Source organism: Vibrio sp. 1580 (genome assembly GCF_033340055.1).
Map to the genome: position 1 here is coordinate 54874 of NZ_JAWOVT010000004.1, position 16523 is coordinate 71396.

The window sequence follows — 16523 nt, forward strand, 5'->3', positions numbered from 1 at the left end:
ATCATAACTATTTAATATACGCCTTAGGAGATCGCGAATTTTAGCGTGTGCTTGGAAACACTAACGGGAGTATTGTATTCGGGCGTAAAGTGAGATTCAGTGCTCAAGATAAGAACGTTTTGTGGCTAAAAAGGTAAAAAGTGACGCCTTCATACTCAAGACCCCGATTTTGACTATTTTTTTAATATAAATGGGTTATCATTCAATTAATTCAACGCCTTCGACAGAGAGGATGACTATGATTTCTAAATGGGCGAAACGCTTTTACCAGATGGCAGAACTAGTGGCGTCTTGGAGTAAGGACCCATCAACACAAGTCGGTGCCGTTATTACTAAACAGAATCGCATTGTATCTGTTGGATTTAATGGCTATCCGCATGGTGTTTCTGACAGTGTCGACACCGATGAGCGCGAGTTGAAATACCTTAAAACACTGCACGCGGAAGAGAACGCAATTTTGTTCTCAAAACGTGACTTAGACGGATGCGATATTTGGGTAACGCATTTTCCTTGCCCTAACTGCGCGGCAAAGATCATTCAAACAGGGATCTCACACGTACACTGCCCTGAGCAGTCTGAAGACTTTTTATCTCGCTGGGGAGATAAAATCCAAGTCAGTCAAGATATGTTCGATCAAGCGGGTGTGAAAGTCGACTGGTTACCACTAGAAGACATTGAAATTGAAGACAAAGACGTGCGCTAGTATTCCATCTTAATATTTAAATAGCCCAGGAAGATCTGGGCTATTTTGTTATTAAATCTGCAAGAGGTCTCGACGTAGTCTTTTAACTGTGTTTTTTCGCTGTGAGCTCAGCAATTTTGACAATAACGAGTACTGATTTTTCCATCATTTCAACAGAAATAAACTCATGAATTCCGTGGAAGTTAAAACCACCGGTGAAGATATTCGGGCACGGCAAACCCATAAAAGATAAACGAGCACCATCTGTACCACCACGAATAGGTTTTATAATCGGTTCCACATCACACGCTTCCATCGCTTGCTTTGCCAGCTCAATGATATGAGGGTAAGGCTCAACCATTTCTCTCATATTGTAATAGCTGTCTTTTATTTTTAGCTCTACAGAACCATGGCGTAAACCCGTGTTCATTTCATCGACGAGTTTCTGCATAAAGGCTTTTCGATCCTCAAGTCTTTGACGGTCAAAGTCTCTAATAATGTAACCTAGCTCGCTTCGTGCAACGCCCATTTCTGCCGATTTTAGATGGAAGAACCCTTCGTAACCTTCGGTTGTTTCCGGAGTTTGATCTTGGGGCATTTGAACTTGAAATTTCGCAGCCAAGTTCATCGCATTGACCATTTTGCCTTTTGCAGTACCTGGATGAACGCTAACACCATGAAAAATTACATCAGCGTTTGCTGCATTAAAGTTTTCGTATTCCAATTCACCTTGCGGGCCACCATCTATAGTGTATGCCCATTTCGCGCCAAATTTTTTAACATCAAACAAATCTGCACCACGACCGATTTCTTCATCCGGAGTAAAGCCGATACAAATGTCGCCGTGTGGAATGTCTGGGTTTTCCAGTAGCAGAGCTACCGCGGAAAGAATCTCTGCGATACCGGCTTTGTTATCCGCGCCAAGTAATGTAGTGCCATCGGTAGTAATAAGATTGTGGCCATGTAGGTGATGTAAATCTGGGTATTGCACGGGAGATAACACTTCATCCCCCAACCCTAATGCAATATCGCCACCCTGGTAATCTTCGATGAATTGCGGCTTTACGTTTTTGCCAAATGCATCCGGCGCGGTATCCATATGGGCAATGAAGCCGATAGGAGGAACCTCACAATCAACATTGGCTGGCAGTTTAGCCATCAAGTAGCCATTTTTATCCAAAGTCACGTCACTTAAACCAAGCTCGATCATCTCTTTTTTAAGTAACTCAGCAAACACAAGCTGACCAGGTGAACTTGGGCAAAGCGTCACATGTGGATTGGATTGGGTATCAAACGTGACGTATCGAAGAAATCTTTCAACTAAATGTTTCATATTTATTCTCATTGTTTTGTACGATGAGGCATTATCACGCATTGATAAGCTGACGTTGCCTCATCAAACCTCACGCTATGTTACGCTCTTAGCTCAATAAGAATTTGCTTTGAATCATTTTTTGATAAGAAAGGCTTTTGCGCTTTGCTTTCGCTCATTGAAGTATGAATTTAATCTAAAAGTTCCTCAGCCAGTACTCGCCACTCTTTAACCTTTTCACGAAAATGACGCCATTGCTTATCGGTCATCGAACGAGAAACATCTAATGTCAGTTGATCAACCAATGCAAAGTTAGAATCAATATTCAGAGAAAGCTGCTCACTATAATAACTCTCTGGCTCGAACAAGAGTCGCATAAATATATCTTGATAAGTCACAACATTAGATTTGTTGTCGAACAAGTATTCGAGCTCTTGATATACCGTGGCTCGATAATCTCTCCATAAAGGGCTGTTTAAAATAACTTGCTGAGAAAATCTTTGAGCTAATTGACGCTGATTTCCTGATAGATTCCCTAGCCATTCTTCCATCCACTCTTCAGTGTTATCCAGAATAATTTCACGCACTTCGTCTTCTGTCTTATCGGCATATTTTGCGTTTCGCTCTTGATAATGTTCTTGTACATTACTCAAAAACTCGCGTTCTTGCTCTTTCGTTAATTGCAAACTTAACGCAAAAAGATCTGGTGCTGCTTTGCTTACCACTCTATCGTAATGCGCTCGCATTCTATCTCGATTTTGTTGTAAGTAATTTAAGGTGATATCGCTCGCTTTTAATCTCTCAAGGTCTTTTAAATGTTCGATATATAATGGTAACTCCTCTTTCTTGTGCCAGTCTGCCAACAATAATAAGCGCTCTTCCACCAGGACTTCTTGTTCCCCTTGCAACGAGACATAGTCCTCTAAGTAATCGAGCACGAACCAATCGATATTGCTGTATAAAAACTTTTTCGCACAACCGGCAAGCAGAAATACGAAGCAAAATAGAAGACCATAACGAAGCGCCTTATTAGATACACCCTTTAATTTAGTCACTTATTCGTATTCCCTTTTCTGTTGATTAAGTTCTATACTCAACCTGTATCACTTAGTATTGCGGCAAACTTACACCAGTGTGACAAATATTGATTGCCACCTTAATAATATATAGAGTTTGAAATTAACTTTTTGAACACAGCTATCCGCAAAAAAGTGAGTTAGAGCGCAATTATCGGCTAAAAAACGTACCGGACGACGCTCCCTATAACGGCATATAATTTGCATGGATGTTTTTTGGATGGTTTATGGAGGCGAAGTATGGCAGCCGCTGAGCAACTTGATACCAGTGTAGAATATGAGATTCGATATTTTGAACAGGGGAAAATGCACTGCATGAGAGTCATTGCTGAAAGCAAAAAAGTGGCTTATCAGTACTATTTGGAGTGTGGTAAGCACAACAGTGACTTGTACTCTATTCGCCCAGACAAGTAAAAAAACCGCCTAACAGGCGGTTTTTTTATTCGTCAGAATCAATATAACTGTTTGATTTTATTTATTATTACAGATTCAAATCCAACAATGTTATTTGATGTCGCCAAAGCGCTCAAGATAAAGGACGGTTGCTGCAGTACGAGAAGGAACTTGAAGCTTTTTAAGTAAACTCTTCATATGTACTTTAACCGTAGACTCAGAGATAAAAAGACGATCGGCAATTTGCTTGTTGCGGAAACCTCTTGCCACCTCTCTTAAGATCTGAGATTCACGATCGGTCAGTGTATCAAACACGTCCTCTTGCTCTGAGCGTTCACTCAAATACTTAGAAACTTCTTGGCTGTATGCCTTGTCCCCTTGATGCGCTTGTTTTAGCAACTCAACCAACTCATCAGGCTCAGTGTCTTTCAATAAATAGCCATCGGCACCACTTCGAACTATTGCTTCTATATCTGCTGGGCTATCTGAAACGGTTAGAATGACAATTCTGGCTTCACAGCCATCTGCACGCAGTGCTTGCAAAGTATCAAGGCCAGACATGCCTTTCATATTAAGATCAAGAAGTACAAGATCCAGTTCTAGCTCATGCGCTTTCGCTACTGCATCCGCGCCATTACTTGCTTCTGCAATGACCTCAAACTCAGGCTCAAAGCTTAAAAGCTGGTGGATACCTCTTCGCATGAGTGGATGATCATCCACCAGCATTACTTTACACACTGTCACTGTTTACTTCCTTACTATGTTGGAATTCTAATTTTACGGTACAACCTTTGTTTATCGATGCTTCGATGTGCAGATCGGCATGCAGTCTAGCGGCCCGCTCTTGCATGATACTCATACCGTAATGATTTAATTTTTCGTCTTGATGTTCAAAGCCTATTCCATCGTCGCTAACGGTTACTGTGACTTTTCCATCATTATCGAGACATTGAATGTGAATATTATCTGCTTGCGCATGTTTGATTGCATTAATTGCCGCTTCTCTTATCAACTGTAGTAAATGAACCTGCTGATGTGCATCCAGTTCAGTTGATGAAAGTCTATTTTTTAGCGTAATGTCCGCAGCAGTTTGTTCACTGAGCGTTTCAACCATGTCTTGCAATGCTTGGCCAAAACTGCCCTCTTTAATCGTAAGACGAAACGTCGTCAGTAACTCGCGTAACTGCGTATACGCGGCAGATAAGCCCGTATCTAGCTCGGCAATAACTTGATTAGCCTGCGCGATCGCCTTTTCGTCAGGCAAGTTCTTTACGCTTCTCTTCAACAAAGCGACCTGAATTTTCAAGTAAGAGAGTGCTTGAGCCAATGAATCATGCAACTCCCGAGCAATAGTGGCTCGCTCTTCCATCAGCAGAATTTGTTCTGCTTGGCGCTGCGCCCGATTGTAATACACGGCGCGTGATAAAATCTGCACGAAGTTGTCAATAAGAGCCTCGTTCGGACAAGGTAACCCTGCTTTCCAATATAAATAGCCCAAGTGCTCACCATCTAGCATCAGGGCTTTACCGTGGCAATCTTCATCACAATCTTGGCAGCATTCTTCTCCTTCCATCAATATCCAGCTCGGTTCTCCCAGCTGCTCGATTTCAAGTTTGACCGCTTTAATGCCCTCAAGACTGACGATATGCTGCAAAATCGCCTGGAAATTGTCTTGATTAATACGCGACGCCGTGAGTTCTTTTGACGAGTCATACAGCACCTCTAAAGACTGGTTGGCATGCTGCAATTTACGTGTTTTCTCATCAACCGCTTGTTCTAATCCTCGGTACAACTTACCAAGGTCTGTCGCCATCCGATTAAAGGTTCGAGTCAGTATTCCCATTTCATTATCGCTAGATACATTGAGCGATATATTAAATGAGCGATTTTTAATTTGCTCGCTAGCAAAAACTAAAGCACGCAGAGGCCGAACAACTTCGAGGCGCACAAAATGAACGACAAACATACTGACACAAAGAATGCCACCCAACCCTAACCCGCCGATCCAGGCTAAGTTAATCAGTTTTTGCTCCGAAAAGCTTTGTAGCTTAAATACAAACTCATCGATTTGTTCAACAAAACCGGCCACTAGGAGTTGATATTCTGCCGGGTTGTCTCCTCTAAGCACCGCCTTGAGTTCATGCCATCTGATAATAAGACGGTAGTAATCGTGAGTGATGTCTTCTGGCACAGACCAATGCTGAAGCGCTTTCATTGAAGGTGAATATATCGAATGTTCAAATGCGTCAATATGTGAAGAATAGTCAACAGATTTAACCTGAATATCATTCGCCAGACGGTAGCTTTGCATTCGCATCGAGCCAGCAACATTGACGGCTTCAGCATCGTTCAAACTGGATGCTAACGTAAAAATCGCAAAACCAGTCGTAGCGACTGAGAGCAGCAAAATAAGAAGCATCGCGGACGCAATCGTGCGCGTCACCGACTTTTTCACATTTTTAAACAATCTGAGTTCCTCGCCCATTAACAATCCTATTTGTACGTGCAATGAACCCATTACCTTTCAACTTTATCAATATGTGATCACCTGCGACGGAATTTATTGATCCAAAACAATATTGCATACCATTTACCCCCTAAGAGGTATTTATACAAATATGTCAAAAACTACAATTTCGTTAGTTTAAATGACAGTTTATTAATGAAAATTGTGGACTATGCTTAGTTTGGGTTCCAAGTTTCGAGGTGACTAAGTGGTAGACCTTTCCAGAAGAAGACTCTTTGCAAGAAAAGCGCACCCCGACAACGCCGTACGTTTGCCTTGGTTAACTAAACCGCAACAGTTTACGGACGATTGCACTCGCTGCGGTAAATGCATTGAGGCCTGTGAAACAAAGATTATAACCAAAAGTGATGGCGGATTCCCCTCGGTCGATTTTTCCATCGATGAATGCACATTTTGCTATCAATGTGCAAACGCCTGTCCTGAGCCCCTTTTCTTGCCAGAAACAGAACAACCTTGGCAAGCAAAAGCAAGTATCAACGATAACTGCTTAGCAAAACAAAATGTCGAATGCCGAAGCTGTGGGGATATGTGCGACCCGATGGCAATTCAGTTCAAATTAGAACTGGGGAAAGTAGCACAACCCAATTTAGACCTTGATGAGTGTAACGGCTGCGGCGCCTGTGTTTCAGTGTGCCCGACTTCATCCATCAATGTGAGCAATACAACAGCCTAAGCCGAATGTCGTCGGCCAAAGGCAATAAAAATAAATGAGAGAGCTATATGTCACTAAATGAAGTGCATATTTCAAGTTTGGTAGTACATGTGCTGCCGGAACATTTGGACGAAATCAAACAAAAGATAGAAGCACACGAAAATGCGGAAATCTATGGTGACAGTCCTGAAGGCAAGATTATCGTCGTACTTGAAACTGAGAACCAAGGTTTCATCACAGACACTATCGATGCCATTAATAATTTACCGAACGTCTTAAGCACGGTATTGGTTTATCACCAAATCGAAACTGGGCTTGAAGAAACGGATGAAGAAGACACTGGAACACAACATTCCCAAATCGAGGGTGAAGTATGAAAATGACAAGACGTGCGTTTGTGAAAGCAAACGCGGCTGCATCAGCTGCTGCTGTCGCAGGTGTGACACTACCAGCATCTGCAGCCAACCTGATTGCAAGCTCTGATCAAACCAAAATCACATGGGACAAAGCACCTTGTCGTTTCTGTGGTACAGGCTGTTCTGTTCTTGTTGGCACTCAAAACGGCAAAGTGGTAGCAACACAGGGTGACCCAGAAGCACCAGTAAACAAAGGTCTGAACTGCATCAAAGGTTACTTCCTTTCTAAGATCATGTACGGTCAAGACCGTCTAACTCAACCGATGCTACGAATGAAAGATGGCAAATTCCACAAAGATGGTGAATTTACACCTATCTCTTGGGATGACGCTTTCGACATCATGGCTGAGAAATGGAAAGCTTCCCTCGAGAAAAAAGGCCCAACAAGCGTAGGTATGTTTGGCTCAGGCCAATGGACAGTAATGGAAGGCTACGCTGCGTCAAAGTTAATGAAAGCAGGCTTCCGATCAAACAACATTGATCCAAACGCTCGTCACTGTATGGCTTCTGCCGTTGTAGGTTTCATGCGCGCATTCGGTATCGATGAGCCAATGGGTTGTTACGATGACTTTGAGAACGCAGACGCTTTCGTTCTTTGGGGCTCAAACATGGCAGAGATGCACCCGGTTCTATGGACTCGCATTACTGACCGCCGCCTAAGCCACCCTCACGTTAAAGTGAACGTGCTTTCTACTTACTACCATCGTTCATTTGAGTTGGCAGACCACGGCTACATTTTCAATCCTCAGTCTGACCTTGCAATTGCTAACTTCATCGCAAACTACATCATCGAAAACGATGCAGTAAACTGGGACTTCGTGAACAAACACACGAACTTCACTCAAGCAGACACTGACATCGGCTACGGTCTACGTGACGATGATCCGCTACAAAAAGCAGCGAAGAACCCGAACTCTGGCAAACTCACTTCTATCTCATTCGAAGAGTACAAGAAATCAGTAGCGCCATACACAGTAGAAAAAGCATCTGAAATCTCTGGTGTTGAGAAAGAGAAGCTTATCGAGCTTGCGAAGCAATACGCGGATCCAAACACGAAAGTGATGTCTCTATGGACGATGGGTATGAACCAGCATACTCGTGGTGTATGGATGAATAACTTGGTTTACAACATCCACCTACTAACCGGTAAGATCTCGACTCCGGGGAACAGCCCATTCTCACTAACGGGCCAACCATCAGCATGTGGTACCGCTCGTGAGGTTGGTACGTTTGCTCACCGCCTACCAGCGGACATGGTGGTTGCTAACCCTAAACACCGTAAGATTGCAGAAGACATCTGGAAACTGCCAGAAGGTACGATTCCACCAAAACCTGGCTTCCACGCCGTATTGCAAGACCGTATGCTGAATGACGGCGTTCTGAACTGTTACTGGGTTCAATGTAACAACAACATGCAAGCCGGTCCAAACATCAACACAGAGCGTCTTCCAGGTTACCGCAACCCAGAAAACTTCATCGTTGTGTCTGACCCATACCCGACAGCAACAGCACAAGCAGCAGACCTTATTCTTCCTACCGCAATGTGGATTGAAAAAGAAGGTGCTTACGGTAACGCAGAGCGTCGTACCCAAGCTTGGTACCAACAAGTGGGCACAGTCGGTCAAGCAAAATCCGACCTGTGGCAGCTAATGGAGTTCTCGAAACGCTTCAAAATGGAAGAAGTGTGGCCTGAAGAGCTTCTAGCGAAAGCGCCTCAATACCGTGGTAAAACAATGTACGACGTACTTTACCGCAATGGTAACGTCGACAAATTCCCTATCGAAGAAGCTCGTGAACTGAATGACGATGCTCACCACTTCGGTTTCTATGTCCAAAAAGGTCTGTTTGAGGAATACGCAACATTTGGCCGTGGTCACGGGCATGATTTGGCTCCATACGACCGTTACCATGAAGTACGTGGTCTACGTTGGCCTGTTGTTGATGGTAAAGAAACACAGTGGCGCTTTAAAGAAGGTTCAGACCCATACGCGAAAGAAGGTTCTGGTTGGGACTTCTACGGCAATGCTGACGGCAAAGCGAAGATCATTTCCGCGCCATACGAAGCGCCACCAGAAGTACCGAACGATGAATTTGATATGTGGTTATGTACTGGTCGTGTTCTTGAACATTGGCACACAGGCACCATGACTCGTCGTGTACCTGAATTATACAAAGCAGTACCAGACGCAGTGTGTTACATGCACCCAGAAGACGCAAAAGCACGCAATGTTCGTCGTGGTGAAGAAGTACTCATGGCAAACAAACGCGGTGAAGTACGCGTTCGTGTTGAAACTCGCGGTCGTAACCGTCCGCCAAAAGGCTTGGTATTCGTACCGTTCTTTGATGCACGTATTTTGATTAACAAGCTTATCCTAGATGCGACTGATCCACTGTCTAAACAGACAGACTTTAAGAAGTGCCCAGTCAAAATCACTAAGATTGCTTAACCTTCAGATACTGAATGCTACGGCCGTCATTATGGCGGCCTAATAAAGAATTTAAGCCATAAAGGCGGAGATGAAATGATGAAAAAATTACTTGTCGCAGTTTTATCTGTAGGTGCGTTAGTGACAGGCATTGCGCAAGCTGAGTTGGATAATCCAGGTGGTATTGGTGGTCTAGAATCTTTACGTGGAATGTCTCAATTGGAAGATACGCGTCCAGCAGACGAGTTCAAAGACTTCCCTAAAGATCAAATTGTTGAAGACAGCTATGTTTATCAACCACCGTTGATCCCACACAGCATTCGTCACTACGAAATTTCGTTAAATGCTAACAAGTGTCTTGCATGCCATAGCTGGAAAAATGCAAAAGAGTCAGGTGCGACTAAAATTAGCGTAACGCACTATGTAAACAGAGAAGATGCGGTACTGGCAGATATGTCTCCACGTCGTTACTTCTGTTTGCAATGTCACGTTCCACAAACGGATGCAAAACCACTAGTGGAAAACGAGTTTAAGGCAGTCGATTCGCTTCAGTAATTGAAACGCGAGTACTAAGAGGTTACTTATGAAAATACTTAAAGCGTTTTGGAAGAGACTGTCGAGCCCGAGTAAAGCTGCCGCTGGTGTGGTTTTATTTCTAGGCTTCGCTGGTGGCCTTCTATTTTGGGGCGCATTCAACACAGGTATGGAAGCAACCAACACAGAAGAATTCTGTTCTGGCTGTCACGCGCCGATCGTTGCTGAAATTCAAGAAACAATTCACTACTCCAACCGATCTGGTGTTCGTGCGATTTGTTCAGACTGTCACGTTCCTCATGAATGGACGGATAAGATCGTTCGTAAAGTACAGGCATCTAAAGAGCTATTTGCACACTTCGTAACGAAGACGATCGATACGCCAGAGAAGTTCCAAGAGCGTCGTGGACACCTCGCAGAGCGAGAGTGGGCACGTATGAAGAAGAATGACTCTCTTGAATGTCGTAACTGTCATGAGTTTGATTTCATGGATTACTCTCAGCAAGGATCACGTGCGGCAGAACAACACTCCACCGCTCTCGCTTCAGGCGAGAAAACATGTGTAGACTGTCACAAAGGTATTGCGCACAAACTACCAGACATGAGCGGCGTTGAAGGCTGGCACTAAGGAGACTTACCATGAGTACATTAGAATCTGTAATTTGGCATATCCTTGGCTACAGTGCTATGCCAGTGATTATTCTTTCCGGCTTTGTGGCGGTAGCAGCAATCTCTCTCTGGCTGCTGTCATTTGGTAAGGATAAAGAGGTGTAACGTAACGCATCTCTACTCGTCAACTAGCCTATTTGTTGACACTGAGCGCCGAGCAAATGCTCGGCGCTTTTTATTTATTACTCAATGGTACTTGCCAACAATAAACAAGCAATCATACATAAAAAAAGCGACCATAAAGGCCGCTAAGATTTACTGCTATAGGGAGTTGTTTAAGATTCTTTTACTGGCAGAACCTGTTTGACGTATTGTCCTGGCGCCTCATCAATAACCGGATGGTTTTCTGAGCCAATAGGGAAAGGCTCAACTTGCTCTTTAGGGTTGAATTGGAGTAACCACTCGTTCCAGTGTGTCCACCACGATCCCTCTTTGTGTTCCGCGTTATTCAACCACTCATCAGCAGAGTCATCCAAATTATCGTTCAACCAATAACCATACTTATTTTTAGCTGGAGGGTTCACGATGCCCGCAATATGACCAGACTCACCGAGGACAAACGTTTTGTTACCACCCGTGTTCAGCGCACCACGGTAAGTTCCCTGCCATAACGCAATGTGGTCTTCTTTCGTTGACACAAAATAGCTAGGAATTTTGATCTTATTTAGATCAATCCATACTCCACCAATTTTGACGCCTTTATCTTGCACCAGCTTGTTCTCTAAATAGAGCTCGCGAAGCAAGAAATTATGAGATGCAGCGCTGACGTTGGTGCTATCGCTATTCCAGTACAACAAGTCGAAATCAACCGGACTGTTACCCTTCAAGTAATTGTCGACGTAGTAGTTCCAGTACAAGCTGTTTTCACGCAGTAAACTAAACGTCACGCTTAAGGAACGGCCGTCCATATACCCTTTTGCGTTATTTTGCGCTTCAATTGCACTAACAATGGTGTCATTGATATACGCGCCGACTTCACCTGGTTGAGAGAAGTCGAGCAACGTGGTGAAGAAAGTGGCAGACTTAATGCGCTTCTTCATACGTTTTGCAGCGTAGTACGCAACCGTGCTTGCTAAAACAGTACCACCAATACAGTAACCAGCAGCATTGATTTGTTCTTGTCCTGTTATATCTTCAATTGCAGCGACGGCTTTCACTACGCCTTCTGTCACGTAGTCACCAAACTCTATGTGCGCTTGTGCCTTGCCTGGATTGCGCCAAGACATCATAAATACACTGTGCCCCTGCTCTAACAACCATCGAACCATTGAGTTCTTTGCCGTTAAATCAAGGATGTAGTATTTATTGATGAAAGGTGGGACGATGAGCAGCGGCGTCGCATTCACTTTCTCTGTTAGAGGTCGATATTGAATCAACTCAAACAATTCGTTTTGAAAAACCACATTGCCCTGTGTCGTCGCAACGTCATCTCCCACGCGGAATGCATTGTTATTCGTCATACGCACTTTTAAAATGTCTGCGCTCGACTCAACGTCTTCTTTCAACTGCTCTAAGCCAGCCAGTAGATTTTGGCCGTTTTGCTCAAGTGTCAGCTTCAAAAGCTCTGGGTTAGTTGCGATGAAGTTGGAAGGAGAAAGGGCGTTAATGGCTTGGCGAGAGAAGAAAATAATACGTTCTTTCGTCTTTTCATCTAAGCCTTCCAAAGACTCGATGGTGTCCAGATAGGTCTTACTAAATAAAAGGTAGGATTGTTTGATGAAGCTATACATGGCTTCATTTTGCCACGCTTCGTTTGAGAAACGCTTATCCCCTTTTTCAGCTTCGACGATTTGTGCTTGGTTCCCTGCCAATGCAACATTCTGCCAAATTTGCAGCTGCTGTTCCCACCACTGTGCTTGCAGCTTTAAAATCGCAGCAGGCTGATTCGCAGCTTGTTCGAACAGTTTGGCAGTATCCTCAAAGTTCACTTCTTGCATGGCCTTGTTTAAAGGAGAGTTCACGACTGCCTTGTTCACTTCGAAATCATGCCACCACTGATGATTGGTTTCCTGAAGCTTCACAAGATAGTCCGAAAAGAAGTGTTGAAACATAGTCTTACTCCTATATTCGGAAAAAACAACGCCGCCCAAATCTAGGGGCGGCGAGAATCGGACAAATTACGCTGGAGTAACAGTCTTTAGATTTTCCGAAGTCATTTTCTCAACGTCTTCTTTGAACTCTTTTGCAATCGCTTGAAGCTTGTTGCTGTCATCCATCATTTGTTGAGAAAGTTTAGTAAGTACGCTTAGTTGCTGACTGTTGAAAGCAGTCAATGACGTTACGTCTTTGATTTCTGTCGCTGCTTTCATCTGGTTTAGACCCACTTCACTGTATGTGCGAATGGCGTTCAATTGAAGCTCGGTCAACACTTCTACGTTTTTTGTCACTAGCTTGTTGAACTTCAAGTAAGGTTCTAGATTTTTTTCAGTTTGATCGCTAAATGTTTTGAAGAAATCTGTGTACATGGTTTGTCTCCTAGAGAAAGAATTAAAAATGTCCGTTTAAATAATTACTTAACTGTCTTTACAACCACAGCCGTGCCCATGCCGCCGCCCACACAAAGTGAAGCAACGCCATATTGACCATTTTGCTTATGAAGCTCGTGAACCAGCGTGACTAAGATTCGGTTGCCAGAAGCACCAAGCGGGTGTCCTAGCGCGATAGCACCACCGTTAAAGTTCGCTTTATCTTGAATCGCGTTAACTGGAACTTGGTTTGTTTCCGCCAACTGATGAATCACGCCAAGTGCTTGCGCTGCAAATGCTTCGTTTAACTCGTAAACGTCGATGTCGTGTACACTGAGTTCCGCTTTTGCGAGTGCTTTATTGACCGACTCAACAGGACCTAGGCCCATGATCTTCGGATCAAGACCCGATTGCGCATAGCTTACGATCTCAGCAAGCGGCGTTAATCCATGCGCTTTAACTGCGCTTTCAGACGCCACGATAATCGCACTCGCTCCATCGTTAATGCCTGATGCATTACCCGCAGTCACAGTGCCTTCGCGGTCAAAAGCAGGACGTAGCTTGCTTAAGGCTTCCATTGTCGCGTTCGCTTTTGGGTATTCATCCGTATCAAACATCACGGTTTCACGGCGTTGCTTTACTTCCACTGGCACAATTTCGTCTTGAAATTTGCCAGCTTCGATAGCGGCTACCGCTTTCTGTTGGCTAGACAGCGCGTATTCGTCTTGCTGCTGGCGAGTTAAGCCGATTTGTTTTGCTACGTTTTCTGCCGTCACACCCATGTGATATTGGTTGTAAACATCGGTTAAACCGTCTGCTACGAGCAGATCTTTTAGCTCCAGATTGCCCATTTTGTTGCCATCACGAATGCTGCTTGGTGCAGCAAACGGAATCTGCGACATGACTTCAACACCCGCTGCAACAACGATCTCAGCATCGCCACTACGGATATGGGACACGGCATCCATGACCGTTTTCATGCCACTACCGCAAACCATGTTTACGCCATATGCAGGAACAGATTCAGGAACCCCCGCAAACAGTGCCGCTTGGCGGCCAACACCCATTCCTTGACCTGCACCAACAACGTTGCCAACAATCACTTCGTCAACCTTGTCGCCAGGCAACTTTGCCGCTTCCAACGCGCCCTTAATCGCTACTGCTGCCAGATCGCCAGCAGAAGTATTTTTCAGGCTACCACCAAAAGCACCAATTGGAGTACGCTTCGCCGCTACGATAAATACTTTTTCCATCATCTTATCTCCTTAGTGCATGTATAGGCCGCCGTTCACCGACAAAGTCTCTCCGGTGATATAGGCGCCCGCATCGCTGACCAAGAAGCTCACTGATGCTGCAATTTCTTCTGGTGTCGCAAGACGTTTCATTGGAATTTGGTTCGTGATAGATTCCAGCACTTCTGGCTTCATTTGCTCAACCATTGGCGTACCCGTGTAACCCGGAGCGATAACATTAACTGTCACACCCGAGCGAGCACCTTCGTATGCTAAGGCTTTAGAGAAACCGATCATCCCAGCTTTCGCCGCCGAGTAGTTTGCTTGACCAAACTGTCCTTTAAGACCATTGACTGAAGAGATATTGATGACACGACCACCGCCTTTTTCGCACATTGCAGCAAAGAGGGGTTGCGTAACGTTGAATAAACTATTGAGGTTGGTATTGATGACATCATTCCAAGCTTGCGCAGTCATCTTTTTAAACACGCCATCACGTGTGATTCCTGCGTTGTTGACAACAACATCAATGGTTCCTTCCTCCCCAAGCAATTGCGCCAATTTCTCTGCACACTCTGTCGTGTTTGTTACATCCAACTCAAAAAGGCGAACCTGATCTTTGGTAAACCCTTTGCTGTTGAACCACTCCAGCGCACATTCGTAGTTACCTGTGAAATAAGTAGCGATTACACGGTAACCGTCATTGACTAATTGAGAGGAAATAGCAGAACCAATTCCGCCTTTTGATCCAGTGATCAAAGCGACTTTCTTCATTGAAGACTCCATTCTTAACGGCATTTAAAAAGCAAACTTAATACACTGATGAAATAGTTCACCAACTGACGTGTTTATTTATTCTTTTGACAACCAATCCCGTGCTGCCTTTATTTTAAGTTAACCTAGAAATATTACATTTCAAATAAAAAACTCACCCAATTGCATAAGATTGATTTAGATCTCATTACCCGTGAAATGTTATAAAATGGTTAATTTTACATAAGTCATTGTTTTAAATCACACTTCCACAAAAGCCACACCAACAGAAATAGAAACATAATTATTAAATATCATGTACTTACATACAGAATGGTAGACGTTACATTATGTCATGATTTAAGATCTGAATTTTAAGCCTATATGATTACAACAAACTTGAGATTAGAATAATAATTCAATTATCAGTAAAAATAATTATCAAACATATCATTTAATTACTGTATTTAATGATAATTTAGTTATCAATTCGATTATTTTAATACAGTGATGATTAATACCGATAAAATATAATAAATTAAATATATTTAATCTAAAAATGATATAAGAGCTTGTCTCATACTGGTGCAATACGCACTATTATGACGCATAGATTAAAATATAATTTCATTTTAAATTTATATATTCGAAGAACATCAACTAGCTACTAGTGAAAGTAATCGCTCGCTTTGTAGTAGCATCCTTTTCCACTTTGCACTATCTTTGTGGCTTCTCTTTAATCACTAAATCATCAACAGATATGAATCTTGCATTGCTCAGTATGTTCATCCCTACTTTCTTTTTTGTCTCAATCACGCCTGGTATGTGCATGACTCTCGCCCTAACGTTAGGTATGAGTATCGGTTATCGTCGCACGTTATGGATGATGATAGGAGAGCTTCTCGGTGTTGCGCTGGTGTCAGTCTCTGCGGTGTTAGGTATCGCTGCGATTATGCTCAATTATCCTTGGATGTTTATCGCGTTAAAGTTCATTGGTGGCGGTTATTTACTCTATCTTGGAGTTGAAATGTGGCGATCGCGAGGGAAACTTGCGATTAATGTCGACAACTTAGAAACACCAAAGAGTGACAATATCGCACTTATCATGCAAGGCTTCGTTACCGCAATCGCAAACCCAAAAGGCTGGGCATTTATGATTTCTCTTTTACCGCCTTTTATAGACCAAAACGCAGCGCTTGCACCGCAACTGATCATACTTGTCTCCATTATTTTACTGTTTGAGTTCATTTGCATGTCTCTGTACGCTACTGGTGGTAAAGGGTTGAAACACGTATTAGGTCAGTCTAAGAATGTACGCCTAATGAACCGTATCGCAGGCACTTTAATGATGGGAGTTGGTGTCTGGTTGCTACTAAGCTAAGGCAA

The 16523-nt window shown here is 43.5% G+C and carries 17 protein-coding genes; 9 read left to right on the forward strand and 8 right to left on the reverse strand.

What is annotated here, in order from left to right; genetic code table 11:
• Positions 1-238 precede the first annotated feature (238 nt).
• On the forward strand, positions 239-703 hold the full coding sequence (locus R7093_RS07575) for a dCMP deaminase family protein (protein WP_005373515.1): 465 nt from the start codon (positions 239-241) through the stop codon (positions 701-703).
• A gap of 82 nt (positions 704-785) precedes the next feature.
• Here R7093_RS07575 and pepT read toward each other — a convergent pair whose 3' ends face one another.
• Complete coding sequence (pepT, locus tag R7093_RS07580; protein WP_047101219.1) at positions 786-2015, reverse strand: peptidase T; 1230 nt, start codon at positions 2013-2015, stop codon at positions 786-788.
• 170 nt (positions 2016-2185) lie between these two features.
• On the reverse strand, positions 2186-3049 hold the full coding sequence (locus tag R7093_RS07585; RefSeq protein ID WP_047101217.1) for a DUF6279 family lipoprotein: 864 nt from the start codon (positions 3047-3049) through the stop codon (positions 2186-2188).
• Between the two features lie 261 nt (positions 3050-3310).
• Between R7093_RS07585 and R7093_RS07590 the strand changes: the two genes are divergently transcribed.
• On the forward strand, positions 3311-3484 hold the full coding sequence (locus tag R7093_RS07590) for a hypothetical protein (RefSeq protein WP_005373524.1): 174 nt from the start codon (positions 3311-3313) through the stop codon (positions 3482-3484).
• 90 nt (positions 3485-3574) lie between these two features.
• On the opposite strand, the gene R7093_RS07595 is transcribed toward R7093_RS07590, so the two are convergent.
• Positions 3575-4189, reverse strand: coding sequence for a response regulator (locus R7093_RS07595; RefSeq protein ID WP_031777156.1), 615 nt, complete (start codon positions 4187-4189; stop codon positions 3575-3577).
• 4 nt (positions 4190-4193) lie between these two features.
• Entirely contained in the window at positions 4194-5930 is a 1737-nt protein-coding gene (gene narQ / locus R7093_RS07600) for a nitrate/nitrite two-component system sensor histidine kinase NarQ (RefSeq protein ID WP_025767926.1), read from the reverse strand.
• 247 nt (positions 5931-6177) lie between these two features.
• Between narQ and napF the strand changes: the two genes are divergently transcribed.
• From napF to R7093_RS07630, 6 genes are all read left to right on the forward strand, one after another.
• Positions 6178-6663 (forward strand): ferredoxin-type protein NapF, encoded by a 486-nt coding sequence (napF, locus tag R7093_RS07605; protein ID WP_005373529.1) that lies wholly within the window; start codon positions 6178-6180, stop codon positions 6661-6663.
• Positions 6664-6710: 47 nt separating this feature from the next.
• Complete coding sequence (locus R7093_RS07610; RefSeq protein ID WP_005373535.1) at positions 6711-7019, forward strand: chaperone NapD; 309 nt, start codon at positions 6711-6713, stop codon at positions 7017-7019.
• Entirely contained in the window at positions 7016-9505 is a 2490-nt protein-coding gene (gene napA / locus R7093_RS07615) for a periplasmic nitrate reductase subunit alpha (RefSeq protein ID WP_005373537.1), read from the forward strand. The genes R7093_RS07610 and napA overlap by 4 nt, the downstream gene beginning before the upstream one ends.
• A 78-nt stretch (positions 9506-9583) precedes the next feature.
• Positions 9584-10039 carry a nitrate reductase cytochrome c-type subunit gene (locus R7093_RS07620; RefSeq protein WP_005389061.1) on the forward strand — a complete coding sequence of 152 codons (456 nt, stop codon included), beginning with the start codon at positions 9584-9586 and terminating at the stop codon, positions 10037-10039.
• A 28-nt stretch (positions 10040-10067) separates the two neighbouring features.
• Positions 10068-10646: a NapC/NirT family cytochrome c gene (locus R7093_RS07625; RefSeq protein ID WP_005373542.1), complete on the forward strand. Its 579-nt coding sequence runs from the start codon at positions 10068-10070 to the stop codon at positions 10644-10646.
• A gap of 11 nt (positions 10647-10657) precedes the next feature.
• Positions 10658-10792 carry a TIGR02808 family protein gene (locus tag R7093_RS07630; protein ID WP_005373546.1) on the forward strand — a complete coding sequence of 45 codons (135 nt, stop codon included), beginning with the start codon at positions 10658-10660 and terminating at the stop codon, positions 10790-10792.
• Between the two features lie 170 nt (positions 10793-10962).
• Here R7093_RS07630 and phaC read toward each other — a convergent pair whose 3' ends face one another.
• The 4 genes from phaC to R7093_RS07650 form a co-directional block, all read right to left on the reverse strand.
• Positions 10963-12738 (reverse strand): class I poly(R)-hydroxyalkanoic acid synthase, encoded by a 1776-nt coding sequence (gene phaC, locus R7093_RS07635; RefSeq protein WP_047101215.1) that lies wholly within the window; start codon positions 12736-12738, stop codon positions 10963-10965.
• Positions 12739-12804: 66 nt separating this feature from the next.
• Positions 12805-13152 carry a phasin family protein gene (locus R7093_RS07640; RefSeq protein ID WP_005373550.1) on the reverse strand — a complete coding sequence of 116 codons (348 nt, stop codon included), beginning with the start codon at positions 13150-13152 and terminating at the stop codon, positions 12805-12807.
• A gap of 44 nt (positions 13153-13196) precedes the next feature.
• Positions 13197-14405 carry an acetyl-CoA C-acetyltransferase gene (locus tag R7093_RS07645; RefSeq protein ID WP_047101506.1) on the reverse strand — a complete coding sequence of 403 codons (1209 nt, stop codon included), beginning with the start codon at positions 14403-14405 and terminating at the stop codon, positions 13197-13199.
• A gap of 12 nt (positions 14406-14417) precedes the next feature.
• On the reverse strand, positions 14418-15158 hold the full coding sequence (locus R7093_RS07650; RefSeq protein WP_005373555.1) for an SDR family oxidoreductase: 741 nt from the start codon (positions 15156-15158) through the stop codon (positions 14418-14420).
• Between the two features lie 739 nt (positions 15159-15897).
• Here R7093_RS07650 and R7093_RS07655 point away from each other — a divergent pair.
• Complete coding sequence (locus tag R7093_RS07655) at positions 15898-16518, forward strand: LysE family translocator (RefSeq protein WP_021035942.1); 621 nt, start codon at positions 15898-15900, stop codon at positions 16516-16518.
• Positions 16519-16523: the final 5 nt, after the last annotated feature.